The 19,916-nt window shown below is 56.9% G+C and carries 18 protein-coding genes; 13 read left to right on the top strand and 5 right to left on the bottom strand.

The genetic code is table 11. The annotated features are described in order from the left end of the window. From JK213_RS12495 to JK213_RS12525, 7 genes are all read left to right on the top strand, one after another. Positions 1–828, top strand: a complete 828-nt coding sequence (locus tag JK213_RS12495) for a carbohydrate ABC transporter permease (RefSeq protein WP_086649562.1) — start codon at positions 1–3, stop codon at positions 826–828. Between the two features lie 53 nt (positions 829–881). After that, positions 882–1,985: an ABC transporter ATP-binding protein gene (locus JK213_RS12500; protein ID WP_194262865.1), complete on the top strand. Its 1,104-nt coding sequence runs from the start codon at positions 882–884 to the stop codon at positions 1,983–1,985. An 18-nt stretch (positions 1,986–2,003) separates the two neighbouring features. After that, positions 2,004–2,777: an SDR family NAD(P)-dependent oxidoreductase gene (locus tag JK213_RS12505; protein WP_194262866.1), complete on the top strand. Its 774-nt coding sequence runs from the start codon at positions 2,004–2,006 to the stop codon at positions 2,775–2,777. 183 nt (positions 2,778–2,960) lie between these two features. Further along, complete coding sequence (locus tag JK213_RS12510) at positions 2,961–5,156, top strand: TonB-dependent siderophore receptor (protein WP_194262867.1); 2,196 nt, start codon at positions 2,961–2,963, stop codon at positions 5,154–5,156. Continuing rightward, positions 5,140–5,442 carry a hypothetical protein gene (locus tag JK213_RS12515; RefSeq protein WP_194262868.1) on the top strand — a complete coding sequence of 101 codons (303 nt, stop codon included), beginning with the start codon at positions 5,140–5,142 and terminating at the stop codon, positions 5,440–5,442. Before JK213_RS12510 ends, JK213_RS12515 begins: the two co-directional genes overlap by 17 nt. Then, positions 5,439–6,902, top strand: coding sequence for a PepSY domain-containing protein (locus tag JK213_RS12520; protein WP_194262869.1), 1,464 nt, complete (start codon positions 5,439–5,441; stop codon positions 6,900–6,902). Before JK213_RS12515 ends, JK213_RS12520 begins: the two co-directional genes overlap by 4 nt. A gap of 8 nt (positions 6,903–6,910) precedes the next feature. Continuing rightward, a complete protein-coding gene (locus JK213_RS12525) occupies positions 6,911–7,183 on the top strand; it encodes a hypothetical protein (protein WP_194262870.1) in 273 nt (90 codons plus the stop codon). 13 nt (positions 7,184–7,196) lie between these two features. Here JK213_RS12525 and JK213_RS12530 read toward each other — a convergent pair whose 3' ends face one another. After that, positions 7,197–9,680, bottom strand: a complete 2,484-nt coding sequence (locus tag JK213_RS12530; RefSeq protein ID WP_194262871.1) for a phosphocholine-specific phospholipase C — start codon at positions 9,678–9,680, stop codon at positions 7,197–7,199. 142 nt (positions 9,681–9,822) lie between these two features. Next, positions 9,823–9,990, bottom strand: coding sequence for a hypothetical protein (locus JK213_RS12535; RefSeq protein WP_167386170.1), 168 nt, complete (start codon positions 9,988–9,990; stop codon positions 9,823–9,825). A 290-nt stretch (positions 9,991–10,280) separates the two neighbouring features. Here JK213_RS12535 and JK213_RS12540 point away from each other — a divergent pair, with 290 nt between their 5' ends. Further along, entirely contained in the window at positions 10,281–11,906 is a 1,626-nt protein-coding gene (locus tag JK213_RS12540; protein ID WP_194262872.1) for an inorganic phosphate transporter, read from the top strand. A 528-nt stretch (positions 11,907–12,434) separates the two neighbouring features. Beyond that, on the top strand, positions 12,435–12,641 hold the full coding sequence (locus tag JK213_RS12545; protein ID WP_062027513.1) for a cold-shock protein: 207 nt from the start codon (positions 12,435–12,437) through the stop codon (positions 12,639–12,641). A gap of 54 nt (positions 12,642–12,695) precedes the next feature. Here the strand turns inward: JK213_RS12545 and JK213_RS12550 are convergent, their stop codons facing one another. Then, entirely contained in the window at positions 12,696–13,592 is an 897-nt protein-coding gene (locus tag JK213_RS12550) for a LysR substrate-binding domain-containing protein (RefSeq protein ID WP_194262873.1), read from the bottom strand. 160 nt (positions 13,593–13,752) lie between these two features. On the opposite strand from JK213_RS12550, the gene JK213_RS12555 reads away from it, so the two are divergent. Continuing rightward, positions 13,753–14,748 (top strand): YeiH family protein, encoded by a 996-nt coding sequence (locus tag JK213_RS12555; protein ID WP_228125563.1) that lies wholly within the window; start codon positions 13,753–13,755, stop codon positions 14,746–14,748. Between the two features lie 7 nt (positions 14,749–14,755). Here the strand turns inward: JK213_RS12555 and JK213_RS12560 are convergent, their stop codons facing one another. Beyond that, positions 14,756–15,823 (bottom strand): saccharopine dehydrogenase family protein, encoded by a 1,068-nt coding sequence (locus tag JK213_RS12560; RefSeq protein WP_194262875.1) that lies wholly within the window; start codon positions 15,821–15,823, stop codon positions 14,756–14,758. Positions 15,824–15,943: 120 nt separating this feature from the next. On the opposite strand from JK213_RS12560, the gene JK213_RS12565 reads away from it, so the two are divergent. After that, entirely contained in the window at positions 15,944–16,372 is a 429-nt protein-coding gene (locus JK213_RS12565) for an Lrp/AsnC family transcriptional regulator (RefSeq protein ID WP_194262876.1), read from the top strand. A gap of 4 nt (positions 16,373–16,376) precedes the next feature. Here JK213_RS12565 and JK213_RS12570 read toward each other — a convergent pair whose 3' ends face one another. Beyond that, positions 16,377–17,906 carry a carbohydrate porin gene (locus tag JK213_RS12570; RefSeq protein ID WP_322783054.1) on the bottom strand — a complete coding sequence of 510 codons (1,530 nt, stop codon included), beginning with the start codon at positions 17,904–17,906 and terminating at the stop codon, positions 16,377–16,379. Between the two features lie 207 nt (positions 17,907–18,113). Here JK213_RS12570 and JK213_RS12575 point away from each other — a divergent pair, with 207 nt between their 5' ends. Together JK213_RS12575 and JK213_RS12580 are read left to right on the top strand one after the other, a co-directional pair. Continuing rightward, on the top strand, positions 18,114–19,094 hold the full coding sequence (locus JK213_RS12575; RefSeq protein ID WP_194262877.1) for an ATP-binding cassette domain-containing protein: 981 nt from the start codon (positions 18,114–18,116) through the stop codon (positions 19,092–19,094). Further along, the gene (locus JK213_RS12580) at positions 19,091–19,915 is read left to right on the top strand and encodes an ABC-2 family transporter protein (RefSeq protein WP_194262878.1); all 825 of its coding nucleotides are present in this window, start codon (positions 19,091–19,093) and stop codon (positions 19,913–19,915) included. Before JK213_RS12575 ends, JK213_RS12580 begins: the two co-directional genes overlap by 4 nt. Position 19,916: the final 1 nt, after the last annotated feature.

The raw sequence follows: 19,916 nt of genomic DNA on the forward strand, positions 1-19,916 counted from the left end.
ATGGCGCTCAAGACAAAAACCAGCACCCGGATCGGCGTGACCATTCTTGGATGGGGAATAGCCCTCTGGCTGTTCTTCCCGATTTTCTGGATGATCCTGACAAGCTTCAAAAGCGAAGTGCAGGCCATCTCCACGCCGCCGAAGCTGTTCTTTATGCCGACGCTCAGCAGCTATGCCGAGGTATTCGAACGCGCCAATTACTGGCACTTCGCGCTGAATACCGTGATCGTCTCGGTCGGGGCGACGGCCATCGCCATCGCGCTGGCTGTTCCCGCTGCCTATTCGATGGCATTCATGCCTTCAAAGCGCACCCGCGGGACTTTGCTCTGGATGCTCTCGACCCGGATGCTACCCCCCGTGGGCGTTCTGGTGCCGATCTATATTCTGGCTCGCAACACCCATCTGCTTGACACCTGCACCGGCCTTGCAATCGTGGACATGCTCACGAACCTGCCGATTATCGTTTGGATGCTCTACACGTTCTTCCGCGAAGTCCCGGCCCCCATTCTCGAAGCGGGCCGGATGGACGGCGCCACACGCTGGCAGGAAATGACGATGGTGCTGCTGCCCCTTGCCCTGCCCGGCATTGCGTCCACAGCACTCCTGTCGCTCATCCTGTGCTGGAACGAGGCGTTCTGGTCCCTGAACCTGACATCCTCCCATGCAGCCCCGCTGACAGCCTTCATCGCATCCTTCTCGTCGCCGGAAGGGCTGTTCTTCGGAAAACTGTCCGCAGCCTCCACTCTTGCCGTCGCCCCGATCCTCGTTTTCGGCTGGATCAGCCAGAAACAGCTCGTCCGCGGCCTGACCTTCGGAGCCGTCAAGTGACTCTGATCCCGGCTCACTCCCTTCACTCTTTCTGCACGAACGGGGCCTGACCCATGGCGACTGTCGAACTCAAAAACCTCCGCAAGACGTATCTTACGGAAGAAATCATCAAGGGCATTTCCCTGTCGATCGAAGAACGCGAATTCGTGGTCTTCGTCGGCCCGTCAGGGTGCGGAAAATCCACGCTCCTGCGCATGATTGCAGGACTGGAAGACATCACATCCGGTGATCTGCTGATTGACGGCCAGCGCGTCAACGACGTGGAACCCGGCAAGCGCGGTCTGGCGATGGTTTTTCAGTCCTATGCGCTCTACCCGCATATGAACGTCTATAAAAACATGGAGTTCGGTCTGAAGCTGTCCGGCATGCCGGAAGCGGAGCGCCGCGCAAAAATCGAGCATGTCGCCCGTACGCTTCAGCTTGAACCCTATCTGAACCACAAGCCGGGACAACTCTCCGGCGGTCAGCGCCAGCGCGTCGCCATCGGACGCGCCATTGTCCGTAACCCGAAAGTGTTCCTGTTCGACGAACCGCTCTCCAACCTCGACGCCGCCCTGCGCGGCCAGATGCGCGTAGAACTCTCAGCCCTGCATCGCAAGCTCGGCGCCACTACGATCTATGTGACGCATGATCAGGTCGAAGCCATGACCATGGCCGACAAGATCGTCGTCCTGCAGAAAGGCATTGTCGAACAGATCGGTTCCCCGCTCGAACTGTACCATCACCCCCGTAACCTGTTCGTGGCCCGCTTCATCGGCTCACCGCCCATGAACTTCTTCTCGGCCATTTTCCAGGGCGGAGATGCCGCAGGATCGAGCGTGCAACTCCGGGATGGATCGAGCCTCTACGTTCCCGTCACGTCTCCGGGCCTCCTGCCCGGAACAAAGGTGACGGTCGGCATCCGCCCAGAACATGTCGAACTGGCGTCTTCAGGCCCCAATAGCGGCGTCGTGGAGGTCATTGAACGCCTCGGCGCCATCACCCTCGTTCATGTCCGTATGCCAGATGGCGAAATCATTGTCGTTCAGACGGATGGCGCCGTTCTCACGGATGTGGACACCCGCGTCAGCCTGACGCTGCCGCCACGGAACTGTCACCTTTTTGCTCCCGACGGTGTGGCTTTCGAAGCCTGTCACCGCCACCCTCTCGCAGCCTGATTTTCTGGATCACTTACAATGTACATGGAAAAACTCCGCCTCGATAACCGTGTCGCCATCGTCACTGGTGGTGCACAGAACATCGGTCTGGCCTGCGTCACGGCCCTTGCCGAAGCTGGCGCCCGCGTCGTCATCGCGGACCTCGACGAAACTCTCGCAGCGCAGGCCGTCCGGGATCTTCGCGATCAGGGCTATGATGTCAGCAGCGTTGCAATGGACGTCACAAAGACGGAAAGCGTGCAGAACGCCGTCCGTAACGTACATGAAAAAGAAGGCCGTCTGGACATTCTGGTCGCCTGCGCGGGGATCTGCATTTCCGAGGTCAAGGCCGAGGACATGACGGATGGTCAGTGGCTCAAACAGGTCGACATCAACCTCAACGGCATGTTCCGCTCCTGTCAGGCCGCTGGCCGCATCATGCTTGAACAGAAAAAAGGTGTGATCGTCGCCATCGGCTCCATGTCCGGCCTGATCGTCAACCGCCCGCAGCAGCAGGCTGCTTACAACGCATCCAAGGCAGGTGTTCACCAGTATATCCGCTCGCTGGCCGCAGAATGGGCGCCTCACGGCGTCCGCGCCAATGCCGTCGCCCCCACCTATATCGAAACCACTCTCACGCGCTTCGGTATGGAAAAGCCGGAACTTTACGACGCCTGGATTGCCGGAACGCCGATGGGGCGCGTAGGCCAGCCCGACGAAGTCGCCTCGGTCGTGCAGTTCCTCGCCTCGGATGCCGCAAGCCTCATGACGGGCGCAATCGTGAACGTGGATGCGGGATTTACCGTCTGGTGAATCCTCTGGCCCGGGCAGCAGGAAACTGCCCGGATTTCCCCTCTGCACAAGGGCCGTAACACTTCGTTTCCATGATAAAATCTTTCAGGGTCTTATTTTATAAACCTCTACTTGCAACTAACTCGCAATAGCGATACCAGCCTCTGATCACGCACCAGCATGAACAGTCATTTGAGGTCGGGTATGCACCGCAACAGGATTTTTTACGCGATACCCCTCTCCCTCGTCATGAGTGGAGAAGTCTTCGCAGCCGACCAGAATGTCACGCCTGAACAGTCCCAGCGTTCCGGGACAAAGAAAACCGATACCGCCGGAACACAAGCCAAAACGGTTGAGACGCTCAAGGTCCGCGCCCGCCGCGCCTCAACGATCGCCTCCTCCGCGACCAAGTCGGACACACCGCTCGTCGAAACCGCCCAGTCGGTCACGGTTATCACCCGCAACGAAATGGATATCCGTAACGTCCTGAACCTCAATCAGGCCGTCCGTTATACCGCGGGCATTACGGCGGATCTCCGCGGCGGCGGCGTCGGAACGCGCTATGACCAGTTTGCCCTGCGCGGATTTTCGGCCCCGACATTCCTTGATGGCCTGAAACTTCAGGACAGCCCGACCGGTTACGCTACCGCCCAGACCGATACGTCACGTCTGGATCGCATCGAAATTCTCAAAGGCCCGGCATCAGCCCTGTACGGCCAATCCAGCCCCGGCGGTCTCGTCGCACTCTCCAGCAAACTGCCCACGGACCAACGCTCCTATGGCAGCGTCAACGCAACCGGCGGCATGTTTGATCTGTATCGCGTGGATGCCGATGTCGGCGGTTTCGTGACGAAAAACGGTTTCGTCCGCTACCGCCTCGACGGCACTATCAACGGCCAGCACAGCCAGCTTGCCCGGACCGGCAGCCGACGCTTCTCCATCAGCCCGTCCTTCACGTTCGGCGGCGATGGCCCGACCACGCTGACGATCCTCGGCAATTATCAGTACGACCCTGAAAACGGCACCTACGGCGGCGTTCCGCTGGTCGGCTCGCTTAAACGCGCGCCTTTCGGCTATCTGCCGCGCAATTTCTATGACGGCGATACATCGTTCGAGAAATACAATCGCCGCCACGGCGCCATCACCTATATCTTCAATCATCGTTTCAACGATGACTGGAGCTTCAGCACCCGCGGCCGCTACGACGATATCAAAACCCAGTATCGCAGCGTCTATGACAGCGGCTATTACGTTACGGGGCAGGACGACATGCTGGCCCGCTCAGCCATTGCCACAAACGAACACACGCATAATCTGACTTTTGACAGCGCGTTCAAAGGCAAGGTCCGGACCGGGCCGTTGCGCCACACGATGATGTTCGGCTTCGACTATATGCAGCAGAGCGCTTCCGAGGTCGGCTTCTATGGTGACGCTCCGTCCATGAATGTTTTCCATCCGAACTATCAGGTGGCCATCGCTCCCCTGAACCCCTGGGTGAACTACAACACAGATTCCCATCAGGCCGGTATTTATGGTCAGGACGAAATCCACTGGAAGCGTCTGATCCTGACCGGGAGCCTGCGTAACGACTGGTACCGTTCTCACCAGACCGACAACATGTACCACACCACCACCAACCAGAGCCCCAGCCAGATCACATGGCGCGCGTCTGGCCTGTATCACTTCGATTTTGGCCTCTCGCCTTACATCAGCTACTCGACATCCTTCCAGCCCCAATCCGGGAATGTATCAACAGATGGTGGAAAGACCGTACATCAGGCCAGTCCGTCTGTCGGTAAACAGCTTGAAGGCGGTCTGAAATACCAGCTTCCGGGCACGTCACTGCTTCTTACCGCCGCAGGTTTCCATATTGAACAGACAAATGTTCTCGTTGGGATCGGCAGCACGGGCTACAGCGCCCAAAGTGGACTGGTCCATTCGGATGGTTTCGAGTTTGAAGCCCATGCCGAACCGTTCCACAACCTCGTGCTGACCGCGGCTGTCAGCATCCAGAAAGTCCACGATGACTCAACCGGAAAGCCCCTGATCCAGTCCGGAAAAGGCAATGCCTCGCTGTTCGCGTTCTATACGATGCCATCCGGCCCGGCAAAGGGTCTCGGCTTCGGCGGCGGCATGCGCTACTCCAACAAATCTTATGGTGGTGAAGCGTCTTACGGGAGTGTCTGGGTGCCACAATATGCGGTATTCGATGCGTCAGTGCGCTATGACCTCTCCAACCTGTCGCACAGCCTTCATGGCTGGAACGTCGGCGCGAGCGTCCGCAACCTCTTTGACAAGAACTTCATCGCCAACTGCCTGAGCTATGCCTCTTACGGTCAGGAATTCTGCTACTACGGAGAGCGCCGCAACGCGCAGGCCAATATTGGCTTTAGCTGGTAAAGCGCTGAGCGGGCACACCCGGCGCTACGACACGATCCTGCGTTTTGTCGTAGCGCTTCCGGGCGGATACATCATATCCGCGCTGGGAGGCGTGTGCCTCGCATTCTGGCTCCCCCTTTCCAGAGCGGATAACGCCATGGCCGGGATCCTGCTTGGCCTGTTGTTATGGCCAGTCGTCTTCATCGCATCCTTCGGGGTCGCAAATATTAGACGGCTGGCAGCAGTGGCAGGTGTTCTGACTGTTGTCTTGGCCGCTTTCGTCTTCAGCCGCGGCTGGTATCCATGAAAAACACCTTCCGTGCCTCCATGGCCCTCGTCCACACCACGCTGGGCCTTATAACCGGCTGGGTGCTGTTCGCCATTGCGCTGTCCGGTGCCCTGAGCGTGTTCCGACAGGATATCAATCTCTGGGCCAGACCGGAGTTACCGGTTACTGCCCCCGATCCGATGGTGGTGAACGCCCACGCGCTGGACTGGTTGAGCCATAACGCCCCTACCGCCAGCGCATGGTATGTTGCCAGCGCGACTGCGCTTCAGCCTTTTGCAACGGCCCTATGGCCAAATGCGAGAGGAAACTACATCCAGCGCGTCCTTGACCCTATTACTGGCAGCCCGGACGGCATCCGGGATACGCTCGGCGGAGAATTCTTCTACCGCTTCCATTTCGAGCTTCAGCTTCCCTATCCTCTGGGCCGACTGATCGCCGCAATCGCGGCCCTTGCACTTGTTGTCGGGCTGATAACCGGCGTCATCATCCACCGGCGCATTTTCGCGGATTTCTTCACTTTCCGACCTTCCCGCGGACAGAGAAGCTGGCTGGACATGCACAATTTGCTCGGTGTCGCAGCCCTACCCTTTCACCTGATGATTTCCTTCACCGGTGCCGTCACGCTCGGAACGCTGCTGCTCCCATGGAGCACACAGGCGCTCTACCGCAATGATCTGACGGCTTCTTATACAGAATTGAATCCGGCTCTCTATTCCCGTCCCGCTATGGGCCATCCCGCCCATCTCGCACCTTTTTTGCCGATGCTGCGTGAGGCCGAAAGCAAATTCGGTGGTGCCGGGCTGGAACAGATCTATGTGTTCAATCCATCCGATCAGGCCTCTCTCGTGACCATGATCGCCGGTAACGATCATACCGTCAGCACATCCTCACAGATCATCACATTCGACGGCCCCTCTGGCCGCATCATCAGACAACACATCGAACACCGCCCCGTTCTCAAAGCCTACACCTTCCTGTACGGGCTGCATGTCGCCCGCTTTGCCCCCGGCCTCACACGCTGGCTCTACTTCCTGTCCGGCCTTGCGCTTGCAGCCCTGATCGGCAGCGGCATGCATCTCTGGACGATCAAACGCCTGCGTCGTCCCCATCATCGCGGACACCGGATCGTTGCCCGACTGAATGTGGGTGTGCTGGCCGGTACGCCTCTCGCTTTCGCATCCTTTTTTATCGCGAACCGCCTTATCGGCCCCACGACGCTGCATCGGGCAGAATATGAAGTGACAACCCTCTTCGTCGTCTGGGGCCTTACCTTGCTGTACGCACTCGCCCGCCGTCCGGAACGGACATGGCCAGAGCTTCTGGGGGGCAACGCTGTTGCGTGCCTTCTGACCTCGCTTCTCAGCCTGCCCTGGCACACATCTGTTCTGGCTGGCGTCAGTGTAACGGCCGCGCTCCTGTCTGCGTCATTCGCTTTCGCAGCCTTTCGCACGCTGCAAAAAACGGTCCTCCCGGCATGAACGAGATCATGTCGCTGCTCCTCGGACAGGGCGCAATGCTGGTGCTCGTTACGGCCTCAGTGCGCGGAAATCGTATCCTGTGTCGCAACAGCCTGACAGACCTTCAACGGAATATTCTGAAATCCTGCGCCGCTGCCGGTCTGACCGCCAGCCTCGTTCTTCAGGCCACGTCCAGCAATTTCATCATCCTGAACATCATCGAATGGATCCTACTCGCAGGTCCGGAAATCATGGTCGCAACGCTGCTCTGCTCCTGGCGGGAACAGCGCTCGCGACCATGACGGTCGAACACGCTTAGGCGGAAAACGCCGCAGCAGGATCTGTGATCGTAGGTTGTCCCGTCTCCATCCGACCGCCAAGAACATGCTTGAAATCCGGATCGTCCGGAGAGGTCAGCGTCACGTCATACCACTGATGCGTGGCTGACAGATCCAGCCTGATGTCCTTATGCCCCCCGGATTTCAGAATAACCGTTTGCAACGGCGCAGCATCTCCCGTCCGATACTGGATCGTCACCGGAACTCTGCCGTCATTGCTGAGCGAGAGAAGAAGTGTTGCCCCCTTACCCTTTACGTCGCTTTGATAACGACATGCCGAGCGCAACAGAACACGATCCACATGCCCTCGATAGGCCCGATAGAAGCCATTGGGCGCATGAACCGCCACATCATATAGCCCCTCCACGGCAGGAAGTGCCACGTCCATGTCATCACCGGCCGCCACGGCATAGGTTCCCACCTGCATGTCCCGACCGTCATTGCGATAATCATAAACATTGAACGGCGCACCCACAGACCGTTCCCCATGAACGCCTCGGCCTGCACGGAGCTTCAAGCCGACACGCCCCTCTCCTGCAACCACGCCGCCGTCACAATAGAGCTCATACGGCAGCGCGCAGGCTGGACGTGTTCCTGCTTCCTGCCGAACGGTTTCCCGCAACAGATCCGGCTGTGTCCTCAGCGTTGCCGTCTCGGAAGCGGACAGAGAGCGAAAGCCACCCGGCAAAGGACGGTTTTTCGCATCTTCAATCGCTCGCAGATGCGTGTTCCGGTCCAGATAGTTCAGGGACGGTGCAGCCTCTTCGGAGGACTGAAAGCAGGACGTCAGATCGCCACAGATTGCACGACGCCAGGGAGAAATATTTGTCTCCCGAACAGGCGTTCCGAATTTCCGTTCAACAAAGTGTTCGAGAAACTGCAATGTCGAACTGTGGTCGAAAAGCTGCGAATTAACCCGTCCGCCACGGCTCCAAGGGGACGCAACCACCATCGGCACCCGGAAGCCGAGCCCGATCGGACCACTACGGGCCAGTCGCTCGGGAACGCCAAGACGCATTTCATCATCCGCTGTCGTATATTCCAGCCCGTCCGGTCCGATCGCCCCGGAAGAGCGTCCCGTTTCCGGGCGCTGGGGATCGGGAGCAGCGTAAGAGCAGCAGTGGTCGAAATACCCGTCATTTTCATCATAGGTCAGAATGAAAATGGTCTTTTTCCAGACATCGGGGTTTTCGGTCAGAATGTTCATGACTTCCGACACATACCAAGCCCCGTACCAGGCCGATGTCGGATGGTCCGAGAAATGCTCCGGTGCCGCGAGCCACGAAATAGCAGGAAGATTGCCTGTCCGCGTATCCATGCGGAACTGATGCAGCACATCGCCCTTTGGCGCCTTCATCCCCTTTGAATCTGAATCATCTGCAAAAGCCAGCGTCTCCAGAGAATGATAGTCCGGATCAGCCCTGTTCGTCACAAACGCCTTGTTGAAAAGCGCGCGTTCCGCAGGTGTCAGAGCCTCATATCCCTTTGCGGATTTCTGACGCCGACGCAGAACTTCCATCAGCGCCTTAGCTTCGACAAGCTGCTCGCCACGCTCACCCGACACCAGCATCTCGAGTTTTTCAAGCCGATTGATATGGTCGGAACATTCCTGAATCCGCTCGTCAATCCAGTCTCCAAATCCCGCATTGGAGCTGACATTGAAGTTGTCGAAGCACTCCAGAACATTACATCCGAAATTTGACAGCCAGGAGCGCTCTGCCGCTGACATCCCTCCCGTCTGACTAAGTTCGTTCTGATAGAATTTCCAGGAAACACCAATCTTTTCCAGACGCTCCGGAAAAGTCGTCCAGGTCATGCCGCCTTCAAGGATTTCCGGGTTCCGCATATACACGTTTGAGTTCGTGGTCTGCTGGTCACGCACGGTTCCCGTCCAGAAAATCAGACGATTGGGGGTCGTGCTCGTCATCGCCCCACAGTAATTCTGGTCACACACCGTAAAAGCATCGGCCAGCGCATAATAAAACGGCAGATCCTCGCGGGTATAATAACCCATCGTCAGAGGATATTGTTTATAGTCCTTTTTGTAGGGACGTTTGGCATCAATCCAGTCGTCATGATGCCCTCCATTCCACGCATCGACCTGACTGTCCCGGGAATGCGGGATCGAGCCCATCCAAGTGACTTTGGTGTCATGAATATTGAGACGCCAGGGCGCATAGGTCTCGCCCTCCTTCCCAGACTGTACGAAAACGGAATTGCCGTTCTTCTGCCGGATAGCCCGCCTGTCATTAAAGCCGCGAACCCCGGCGAGCGTACCAAACATATGATCGAAAGAGCGGTTTTCCTGCATGAGGATCACCACATGCTCGGCATTCAAATATGTCGTTTCCGGATCAGGCGCGATGGCATAAGCACGGCGGATGGCGGCTGGCAGCCCTTCTGTCGCTGCGGCCGCCCCACCGAACAGGGCATATTTGAGAAAGGTTCTGCGAGAGGACATATAGATCTTTGCCTGAAACCAGAAGGCGTTTGCGCGCCATAAATAAGGTATATCAGGCCAGTCCTAAACATTTCGCAGAATCAGTTCACCCCCTGCTTTCATAATTTAATAAAGGTTTCACTACCCAGCGGTGTTGTGAAGATCAGTTGCCCAGTGAGCGGTCAACAGAGCGCCCTGCCCGCTCGATTGGTCCTTTGGGCGGATCAACGGTATCACGCACCTTCTCTCCAAACGTCCGATGATGTTCGCAGGCCGTCAGCGTGACGCAGGAGACTGAAAGAGCCAGAAGAAGCAGGATGGATTTTCGCATGTGAGCGTCCCTTCGAAAATACGTTTCGGCATAGAAAACGTCGAAGCTCTCCTATGGTTTCTTTCGGATATCCGAAACGATTTCTTATTCAGAATTCAATTTTATTCAATATATTCCACCCTTAACCAGGAAATAAAAACCAAATCCTTACAAAATAAAATTCAAAACCAATAACAGTCATGCAGAATTTTGATTTACCCAGACTGTCGCAAAACAGTCATGTTTCAATGGTCGCATCGTCATAGAGCGTGCAATAGATTGCAAAAAGGTAAACAACCCATGGATTGGTGATGTCTGAAACGACGATAGGTTCCCGCGCGGAAATCCAGTCTTCTTCGCGCCCCAACATGAGTGGAGGGAACAAGCCTCTGCATGTTGTCCTCTTTTTTGCGGTGCTGATCGGGGCGTTAGGCTTTGCCGCATTCAGTATTCTCAGAGATATGCATTCGGTCGGCGAAGGAGCCCTGGCAACCGGAACTTTCGTGATGCTCGGCATCGCGCTGATCATCGCTCTGGCGTTCGAGTTCGTTAACGGCTTTCATGACACAGCCAACGCCGTGGCAACCGTCATCTACACCCGAAGCCTGCCCCCTCTCGTGGCCGTCATCTGGTCTGGCTTCTGGAATTTTCTCGGTGTTGCACTCTCCACCGGCGCAGTCGCCTACAGCATCGTCACACTTCTTCCGGTGGAGTTGATCCTTCAGGCCGGAAGCGGTGCGGGCTATGCCATGATTTTCGCCCTGCTGATCGCCGCCATCGTCTGGAATCTCGTGACATGGGCATTCGGCATCCCCAATAGTTCGTCCCATGCCCTCGTGGGGTCAATCATGGGCGTCGGCCTGGCCAACCAACTGATGTCGCCGACCGGGGCGGCGACGCAGGGTGTCGACTGGGGCCAGGTTGAAAAAGTTTTCTCCGCCCTGCTGTTCAGCCCCATCTGCGGGTTCGTCATGGCCGGACTTCTGTTGCTCGTCATGAAGCTGCTGATCCGCAACAAAGCCCTGTATCAGGCCCCTAAAGGCGATACTCCGCCACCTCTGTGGATCCGCGCGCTCCTGATCTTTACCTGCACAGGTGTCTCATTTTCGCATGGCGGCAATGACGGGCAGAAAGGTATGGGTTTGATCATGCTGATCCTGATTGGCGCAGCACCCACCGCCTATGCCCTGAACCGGGCTATGCCGGAAAGTGCCATGCCCGCGTTCTTTCAGTCTTCCGCAGAAGCCGAAAAAATCTTCCTGAGCCACTCCCCATCCCCGTCCACCACGCTCACAGCAGCAAATGCCCGTGAGATCGTAGGCGCTGGCCTGCGCGCCAAGTCTGTTGCCTCTCCACAGACCTATGACGCGCTGGCCGTTCTCAGCAACGACATCTCCACCTCGGTCAAAACTTATGGCTCCATGAAAGCCGTCCCTGCTGCAGCCGTGCCGAACGTCCGTACGGACATGTATCTGGTCGCAGACGCCATCCGCGTCATGGGAGAAGCAAAAGATTTTACGCCAACGGAAAAGAATGCGCTGAAATCCTTCCAGTCCGAACTCTATCACGGCACGCGCTTTATTCCGCTCTGGGTCAAGATCTCCGTCGCCATTGCGCTGGGTCTTGGAACGATGGTCGGATGGAAGCGGATTGTGGTGACTGTCGGCGAAAAGATTGGCAAAACCCATATGACCTATGCCGAAGGAGCTTCGGCTGAACTCGTAGCAATGACAACTATCGGTCTGGCTGAAAGATACGGCCTCCCCGTCTCGACGACGCATATTCTGTCGAGCGGCGTGGCTGGAACAATGGCCGCCAACGGTTCAGGCATTCAGGTCGCCACCCTGCGGTCCATGGCTCTGGCATGGGTCACCACCCTACCGGCCGCAATGGCGATTGCAGGCATCCTCTATGTTCTGTTCCGTCAGATTTTCTGATCAAATCGTAGTGCCTTGTGCGGATTATATGTCCGCACAAGGCAGCCGATCTCTTCCTTACCGTCGAGCCATGTCCAGAGGCTTCAAAAGCTGGCGCGAAGCAAGCACGCTTAAAAAATTCTGCCCGAAAGACAGGGCATTAAAAAGCCATTGTCTATTCATATTCTCCCATTTTACAGAAACGATGTTGAGCATCCTACGGTCGAAATTAAATTCTGATTTTTCATAAATTATTTTTCCCTATTCTGAAATCTTGCAGAGGAGTGATATTTTATTCCAAAACAAAAATCATAATTTCGTAGAAATAAATCTGCAAAAATGCTCCATTTAATATTTAACGATGTTACAAATTAAATTTCTTCAAAAAATTTTTTCTCTTGCATTTTTGAAAAATATGGCGCCTATCTCAATACAGCAGGTGCTCTTGAGTGAGTTTTTCGGTGCGTGTTGCGCCATTCTTTCTCCTTAAGTGTTATGATTTCGTGTGTATCTTGTACACGACTGCTATTGTTAAAAAGGAGCCTCGTTATGGCAACAGGCACCGTAAAATGGTTTAACTCCACCAAGGGCTTTGGCTTCATCCAGCCTGACAACGGTGGACAGGACGCGTTCGTTCATATCTCTGAACTCGAGCGCGCCGGAATGCACACCCTCAACGAAGGTCAGCACGTCTCTTACGAGCTCGAAGCTGGTCGTAACGGCAAGACCTCAGCAGTGAGCATCAAGGCAATCTGATTGCCCAGATGGACATTCTGATGTGCAGAAAGCCGCCTTTACGGGCGGCTTTTTTCATGTCTGCACACCCCGCGAAACTGCGGTAAATTCGCTCATACCAAGTAGGGCCGTGGCAGCCGGACTCTGATAACGCTCCTTGTGACGCAGACCATAGAAAAAACGACTTTCAGGGACCTGAAGTACGGCATGCAACGTGCCTGCGCGCAACGCCGGATCAACGACCAAAGACGACAAGGCGCCGATCCCGGCCTCCGCTTCTATGGCCGTCTGCACACCCTCATTTGAAGGCAGAACAAGACTGATATTCAGATCTTCGATGCCAATATCATATCTTCCCAGATAGAGCTCCAGCGCTGCACGTGTTCCGGAGCCCGCCTCTCGCATGACCCAATTTTGTTGACGTAACCAAGCGGCATCGATCAGGGGGGGAAGCAGAGAACTTGCCTGCACGAGAATCATATGGTCCTCACCGACCGGCCATTGCGTCAATGCGGGATCATCGACAACGGCTTCCACAATTCCGACCTCGGCCTCACCCTCCCGAACCATTCGGGATGCTTCTTCCGAATTGCTGATCGCCAGCTCGACCTTGATGTCTGGATATCTCTTCCGGAAGGCGACAAGGATCGCGGGCAGCCAGTACGCAGCAATGGTCTGGCTGGCGACAACCTTCAGCGTACCCCGTCTCAAACCGCTGATATCCTTCAGAATATTCTCAGCGGCCGTTGCCTGCGCCACTACCGCCCGTGCTTCTGGCAGAAACAAACGTCCTGCATCCGTCAGAGCAATCCCCCGCCCAACCCGATGGAAAAGCTTGACCCCATAACGCGCTTCCAGCGCCGCAATGGCAGCCGAAACGGCAGACTGGGTCACGTTCATTGCTTGGCTTGCGGCTGTGACGTGCTCGCGTTCTGCGACAGCGATGAAAAGACGAAGCTGATCGAGTGTCATGCCGTCTTTCTAACAGAAATCATCTGATTTTCCGATTGGAATCAGAAAAGTTATTCGTTGGAATGATATATTAGCCTCAGCCTAGATGTCTCCGGCAAGGGAGATCATCATGCACATATCCTGTTTCAGAAACCGGCCCGCTCTCAGGTTGCCCGAAATTTTGGTCACTAGATTTCCCGGCATTGCTCTTTGTGCGGTCACGGCCCTGCTGGCTTTTGAAGCAGAGAAAATCGAACGCGCATTCCTTCAGAAATCATGGCTTGAAATGCTCAATCTGGCCCTTGTCATCGGGGTCTGCCTCCGACTGGTCTCCAGTCGAAGCCGCGTTTTCGATCTAGGGATCAGGTTCTGTTCAAAATCCCTTCTGGATGTGGCAATCGTTCTTCTTGGAGCCGGATTCAGCCTAAGGGGAATTGTCTCGGCAGGTCCCGGAATTCTTGTCTGTGTTTTCGGGATGGTCGCTTTCAGCCTTGCCCTGACAATCCTGATCGGACGCCTCACCGGCCTGCCCCGTTCACAGACCCTCCTCGTGGCCTGCGGCAATTCGATCTGCGGAAACTCCGCCATCATGGCCGTCGCACCCGTCATTCATGCTCGTGACGAAGATATTGGTGCCACTCTGGCCTTCACTGCTGCGGGTGGCCTTGCCATTGTTCTGGGTCTGCCACTTCTTCTGCCATTCCTGCATCTGTCCGACATCGCGGAAGGCAGCGTTGCCGGACTGACCGTCTATGCCGTCCCACAGGTCATGGCGGCAGCGTCACCATTCGGGGCTGCTGCCCTGCATACCGGAACACTGGTCAAGCTCATGCGTGTCCTGACACTGGGACCCGTGTGCATTGTCCTGTCGCTTCTGTACACCCGCAAAAACCGTCAGACAGGAACGCATCAGACGTCACGTCAGCTTATCCCGTGGTACATCACGGGATTTCTGCTGATGATAACCTGCCGGTCTTTCAATATAATCCCTGAAGCGTTTCTTCCCGTCCTCAACACCCTCGCCACGACCCTGACCGTTATGGCGATGGCCGCATTGGGACTCAGCATTGATGTCCGCTCCGTCTTTAAGGCCAGCGGATCGTTGATGCTCACGGTCGCCTTGTCTCTGGCCGGCCTCGTCAGCGCCAGTCTGGCGCTGATGAAGATCCTGACCTGATACAATCCTATTGGTAAATTTTCCCGTACCGGTTGGCCAAATAATCGGCCAGCGGAATGTCTTCCTGCCGCACAAAACCCTGCGTCGGAATTTTTCCTTCCGCCAGCAGATCCAGAACCGCACAGATGGACCCAGCCGTTGTGAGCTGGATCGCCGTGCGGAACCCTCCCATGAAATTTTGCGCCTCAATGGAACGCGCCACGGTTTCCTGCTGCAGCTTCCCGTTCTTCAGACCTGTCACGATGACGGAAAGCACAACCAGATCCTGTGCAGTCCCCGGAATGGCATGCGTGAAAATATCCTGAAGAATATGCCGCCGCTCCGACAGACGCAGATCCGACAGCAGAACCTTCATGATATCCCGATGGCCCGGATAGCGCATGGTGCGATAATTGAGTTCCCGAACCTTGCCTTCATAGGTCTCGCACAGAGACCCGAGCCCACCTGACGTATTGAAGGCTTCATAGGTCACGCCATCAACACCCAGCGTCTCGACCCCGTCCAGAGCAGGAACCAAAACCCGTCGCCCGTCTACGATCGCCTCGCACGGCTCGATATATTCGTTGATCAGACCTTCCGTGCTCCAAGTCAGGTTATAACCCAGCGCGTTGGACGGAAAGCGCGGCAGCGCCCCGACCCGAAGCCGGATTGTCTCGACCTCATCGAAATGCTGCGCCAGATCATGTGCAGCAATGGAAACAAAGCCCGGCGCCAGACCACATTGCGGGATAAATGCACTCGATGCCCCTTCGGCCAGCGCCCTCACATCTTTGGTGGAGGCGACGTCTTCCGTCAGGTCGAGATAATGCGTTCCTGCCGTAGCGGCGGCTTTTGCAATATTCCGCGTCAGATGAAAGGGGAGTGCCGAGAGCACCGCAAACTGCCCATTTAGCAGTTCGGCATCCAGCCCCTTCGCAATATCCACCGTCCTGCGTTTGATGCCTTCCGGCAGGACGAGCGCTTGAAGATGATCCGCATGACAGTCCAGCAGCGTAACGCCATAGCCTCCATGATGGAGCAGCTCCGCAATAGCTGAACCGATCTTTCCCGCGCCTGCAACCGTAACCTGCTTCATGATCATATCCTGTTCCGGAAGTGTTATGACAGCATCACGATCAGGGCAGACGGATCTCAAGCGGCATCCCGACGATGAAATGCAGTTTCCGTCGGCAGATTGCCGGTTATAACTGGCAGAATGACGGATTCACTAGATCAGGCCCTGCTCGACATCCTGCGTCGCAATGCGCGCACACCGACAGCTGCGCTGGCGCGCAGGCTGGGGATTTCACGCACGACCCTCCAAGGACGCATGGAACGTCTGGAGCGGCAGGGCCATATTCGTGGCTATACGCTTGTGGAGAATACTGACGACGACCTGCTGCGTGCACATGTCTCGATCGTCATCACGCCCCGTCACAGCCAGAAAGTGGAGCGCGATCTGAAAACGCTACCCGAACTCCGCGAATTACACGCAGTCAGCGGCGCCTCGGATCTGATCGCCCTGCTCGGCGCCGCAACGACGGAGGGCATCAACCGTGCCATTGACGACATCGGCCAGATGGAAGGTGTAGAGAGGACGGTGTCCGCCATCATCCTCTCAACACGCTTCCGTAGAGGGAGCTAATCCCTCAGAGAGCGGCGTTGAACACCAGCCCCAGAACCGCGGCATCCTTGTAACGGGTCGTTCCGCCAAGACGGTTGAAATACTGAAAGTCCGGCTGAAGCGTCAGACCATTCATGATGTGATAGCTGTAGAAAAACTCGTAGATGTTCTCATGGGACTGAATGCCATGCGGGACACCGAAATTGGTGGACTGGAACGGCAGACCATTATCGAACGATGCTTCCTGCTGAAGGGTCGCAGCCCGGCTGAAGTTCATCCACTGATACGCAATACCCCACGTATCCAGCGGACGTCCCCAGAGCTTTCCGGTATCAAGCAGAGAGCCAACCAGATGATGGTTCATCGCCGAGGTCTGGCCCGAGGCATAGGAATAATATCCCGCCAGCATGAGGCCGTTCATCGGCCCATCGCCATGCCGGATCAGCATCTGATCCATCAGTACCCAGACAGACGTCTGACCGCTCTGATAGCGCGGGCTACGTCCGCTCAGCACCCATGCCTGTCCGGATCCGTCATCATACAGATCGTGATAGCGCGAATTGTCGTACATGGCGCCGACCTTATAATGGCCGATCAGCTTGTCCTTGCCAAACTCCGGAATCCAGCCCAGTTCAACCTCGGTGGAGAGCTTTCCAAGTCCGCTCTGTGCCCAGGACCAACCGGAAATACCGCCATTATAGGAATGCGGAGACACGGCAAACAGACCGCCCATCAGATAGAGATGCGGGTTCGGCATCAGACGCAGAACCGTGCCCATATTGCCCGACGGCCAGTCACGGCCGCCATTGAGATACTTGGTCGGCGTGACATTGCCGCACATGGAGACGTTCGCGAAGCTGCAAAGCCAGGGAGAATTATTGAAGAACGTGCCCGTCGGGATCCAGCCCGCTGCCAGATCCACCTTCCGGTTGAACCACGCTTTTTCTCCGTATGCCCAGACGAGATGCGCCACGACATTGCCACGCGCACCATAGATCTGCTGGGCCTGCGTGACATTATCCCCGATATCACCGCTCAGGTTCCGGCCATGCCCGTTCACCATGAGCGTATGCAGCCACAGATCCTTCGACCAGTCGCCACCCAAAATCTGGTGCCAGTCCAGATCAACCGTCACACCGACCTGTCCGGCATTGGTCTCGGTCTGGTGACGACCGCCCGTCACGTTGCCCATAAGACTTTCATACACATCCACCGCAACATAGATGCCATGCTTCTGAAGCCAGGGCTGCACCCCTCCCCAGGTCCCGAACATATGGGTCGTGCCGTAAGGCGCACCAAAGGACGGCGGTCCGTATGGAGACTGGAGGAAACCCGGAATGGTCGTGGACAGCGGAGGAACCGGCTGCGTCTCCGACCCCATGGGGGCAGGATTCGTCAGATCTTCCGAACTGGCCTTGCTCTTGCTGCTCTGCGCCTCGGCAGTACCGGCCCCCATCGTGAGCACCCCCAACCCGCAGGCAAAAGCGAACGACAGAGCAGAACCGGACCGACGATAAGCCGTACCAGCAGAAACCAACGTCAGGAATTTACTCACATGCCTCAAACCGACATCCCCTTACAGAGCCAAAAAAAATGCGAAAGACAGGGATGCCATGATCGGCACCCTTAAGTAAAATTCACTTTACAGAAAGAGCTTTGTTGCAGGAAGGCACAAAACAGTGAGACAATTGAAACAATAAGACTTTATTTTCTGAAATAAGATCACGTTTGTTTTCGTTACCCCTCCCATCCCGGAATCCTCATGCAGCCTCCCTTCCCCGCTCCAGATGCCATTACCGTCAAAAACCTGCGGAAAACCTATACAGTCCGCGAAGGTGGAAGCTGGCGCGGGAAGACGCGCGAGATCGTGGCGTTGGACGGAATTTCCTTTTCCGTCCCCAAGGGCCAGATCGCCGGTTTCATCGGCCCGAACGGTGCGGGAAAATCGACGGCCATCAAGATCCTATCCGGAATCCTGCGTCCCACCTCGGGAGAGGTGCAGGTCAACGGGTTGGTGCCATGGACAAACCGTGTGGCCCATGTCGCGCGGATCGGGGTCGTTTTCGGCCAACGCACCCAACTCTGGTGGGATCTGTCGGTTGGTGAAGGTCTGGCTCTCCTGCGGGATATTTACGGCATCGAACCAGAACGCTTCGCCCGCAACCGCGCCCGTCTGGCCGATGCGCTCGATCTGGGCGGGATCATGGACCAGTCCGTCCGCCAGCTTTCTCTTGGACAGAGAATGCGCGCTGAAATCGCCGCTTCCCTGATCCACGACCCCGACATCCTGATCCTTGATGAACCCACCATCGGTCTTGACGCACCGTCAAAACTCGCCGTCCGGGCATTTGTCCATGAACTCTGCCGGGACCGGGGCACGACCGTCCTGCTCACCACCCATGACATGCATGATATCGAGGCGCTGGCCGAACGCGTGATCGTCATCGGCCATGGCCGTATCCTTGCGGACAGCCCGTTCGAGGATCTACGCATGACAACCCTGTCCGAACGCATTCTCGAACTGGATTTCCACGGCACACCGCCCGAACTGGCGCTCCCGGCAGGCGCAGTCGAAACCGCCCGCGCGCCACACAGCCTCACAATCACGTTCGATCCGCGCCAGATTCCGGCCCCGGCCCTCGTCGCCCATGTGGGACAACTGCAAGGGTTGGACGATCTGAGGATCAGCCGCCCCTCAATCGACGAGATCATCACACGCTTTTATGCGGACCACGCCGCATGACGCTCCGCCCTTATCTCACGGCCTTCGGGCTGCAATGGAAGATCGGCCTGCGCTACCGTATCGCGGTCGTGGCCGGATTAGTGGCGCAGATGTGGTTCGGTGCCGTGACATTAATGGCCTATGCCTCCGTCTATCACGCAGCCCCGGACGTTCAGGCACCGCTCTCGCTGCGACAGGCCATGACCTACACCTGGATCCAGCAGTCCCTCTTCACGCTTCTGCCACTGGGCTGCCTGCCCGCCATCGGAGACGCCGCCAAAACAGGCGCGATCGTCTATGATCTGCTGCGTCCGGTCGATATGTGGAACTGGTGGCTGTCGGCCAGTCTGGCGCGCCTGCTGGGCAATGCCGTTCCCCGTGCGATCCTGCTGGCCTGCGTGGCGGGTCCGCTGGCCATGCTGGTCGGCCTCGGCGCATGGAGCCTCGCGCCACCAGCGGATCTGGCTGCGGCCACTCTGTCGCTGCTCTCCATCACACTCGGCGCACTGCTCTCGGCCACCATCGTCATGTGGTGGAATATCCTGACGGCCCGCACGCTCTCACCGCTCGGCAGCTACGCCGTCGGCACACCGCTAGCCGTACTGCTTTCTGGAATGCTCCTGCCGCTGCCTCTCTATCCCGACTGGGCCCGCCCCTTCCTGCTTGCACAGCCTTTTGCTGGAATTACCGACATTCCCATCCGCATCTATCTGGGCACGCCCATTCCGGGCGGTGTCGCCACAGGGTTGGGCCTTCAGCTTTTCTGGCTAGCCACCCTGACCCTTTTCGGACGTCTGTGGATGCGCCAGACGGTCAACCGACTGGAGGTGCAGGGTGCCTGAC

It is taken from the genome of Gluconobacter sp. Dm-44, assembly GCF_018256175.1.
GTDB classification, from domain to species: Bacteria; Pseudomonadota; Alphaproteobacteria; order Acetobacterales; family Acetobacteraceae; genus Gluconobacter; species Gluconobacter cadivus.

What these genes read in the sequence shown, in the direction of transcription:
- JK213_RS12495 (WP_086649562.1), top strand. Translation starts at nt 1, where the DNA reads ATGGCGCTCAAGACAAAAACCAGCACCCGGATCGGCGTGACCATTCTT.
- JK213_RS12500 (WP_194262865.1), top strand. Translation starts at nt 882, where the DNA reads ATGGCGACTGTCGAACTCAAAAACCTCCGCAAGACGTATCTTACGGAA.
- JK213_RS12505 (WP_194262866.1), top strand. Translation starts at nt 2,004, where the DNA reads ATGTACATGGAAAAACTCCGCCTCGATAACCGTGTCGCCATCGTCACT.
- JK213_RS12510 (WP_194262867.1), top strand. Translation starts at nt 2,961, where the DNA reads ATGCACCGCAACAGGATTTTTTACGCGATACCCCTCTCCCTCGTCATG.
- JK213_RS12520 (WP_194262869.1), top strand. Translation starts at nt 5,439, where the DNA reads ATGAAAAACACCTTCCGTGCCTCCATGGCCCTCGTCCACACCACGCTG.
- JK213_RS12525 (WP_194262870.1), top strand. Translation starts at nt 6,911, where the DNA reads ATGTCGCTGCTCCTCGGACAGGGCGCAATGCTGGTGCTCGTTACGGCC.
- JK213_RS12530 (WP_194262871.1), bottom strand. Translation starts at nt 9,680, where the DNA reads ATGTCCTCTCGCAGAACCTTTCTCAAATATGCCCTGTTCGGTGGGGCG.
- JK213_RS12535 (WP_167386170.1), bottom strand. Translation starts at nt 9,990, where the DNA reads ATGCGAAAATCCATCCTGCTTCTTCTGGCTCTTTCAGTCTCCTGCGTC.
- JK213_RS12540 (WP_194262872.1), top strand. Translation starts at nt 10,281, where the DNA reads ATGTCTGAAACGACGATAGGTTCCCGCGCGGAAATCCAGTCTTCTTCG.
- JK213_RS12545 (WP_062027513.1), top strand. Translation starts at nt 12,435, where the DNA reads ATGGCAACAGGCACCGTAAAATGGTTTAACTCCACCAAGGGCTTTGGC.
- JK213_RS12550 (WP_194262873.1), bottom strand. Translation starts at nt 13,592, where the DNA reads ATGACACTCGATCAGCTTCGTCTTTTCATCGCTGTCGCAGAACGCGAG.
- JK213_RS12560 (WP_194262875.1), bottom strand. Translation starts at nt 15,823, where the DNA reads ATGAAGCAGGTTACGGTTGCAGGCGCGGGAAAGATCGGTTCAGCTATT.
- JK213_RS12565 (WP_194262876.1), top strand. Translation starts at nt 15,944, where the DNA reads ATGACGGATTCACTAGATCAGGCCCTGCTCGACATCCTGCGTCGCAAT.
- JK213_RS12575 (WP_194262877.1), top strand. Translation starts at nt 18,114, where the DNA reads ATGCAGCCTCCCTTCCCCGCTCCAGATGCCATTACCGTCAAAAACCTG.
- JK213_RS12580 (WP_194262878.1), top strand. Translation starts at nt 19,091, where the DNA reads ATGACGCTCCGCCCTTATCTCACGGCCTTCGGGCTGCAATGGAAGATC.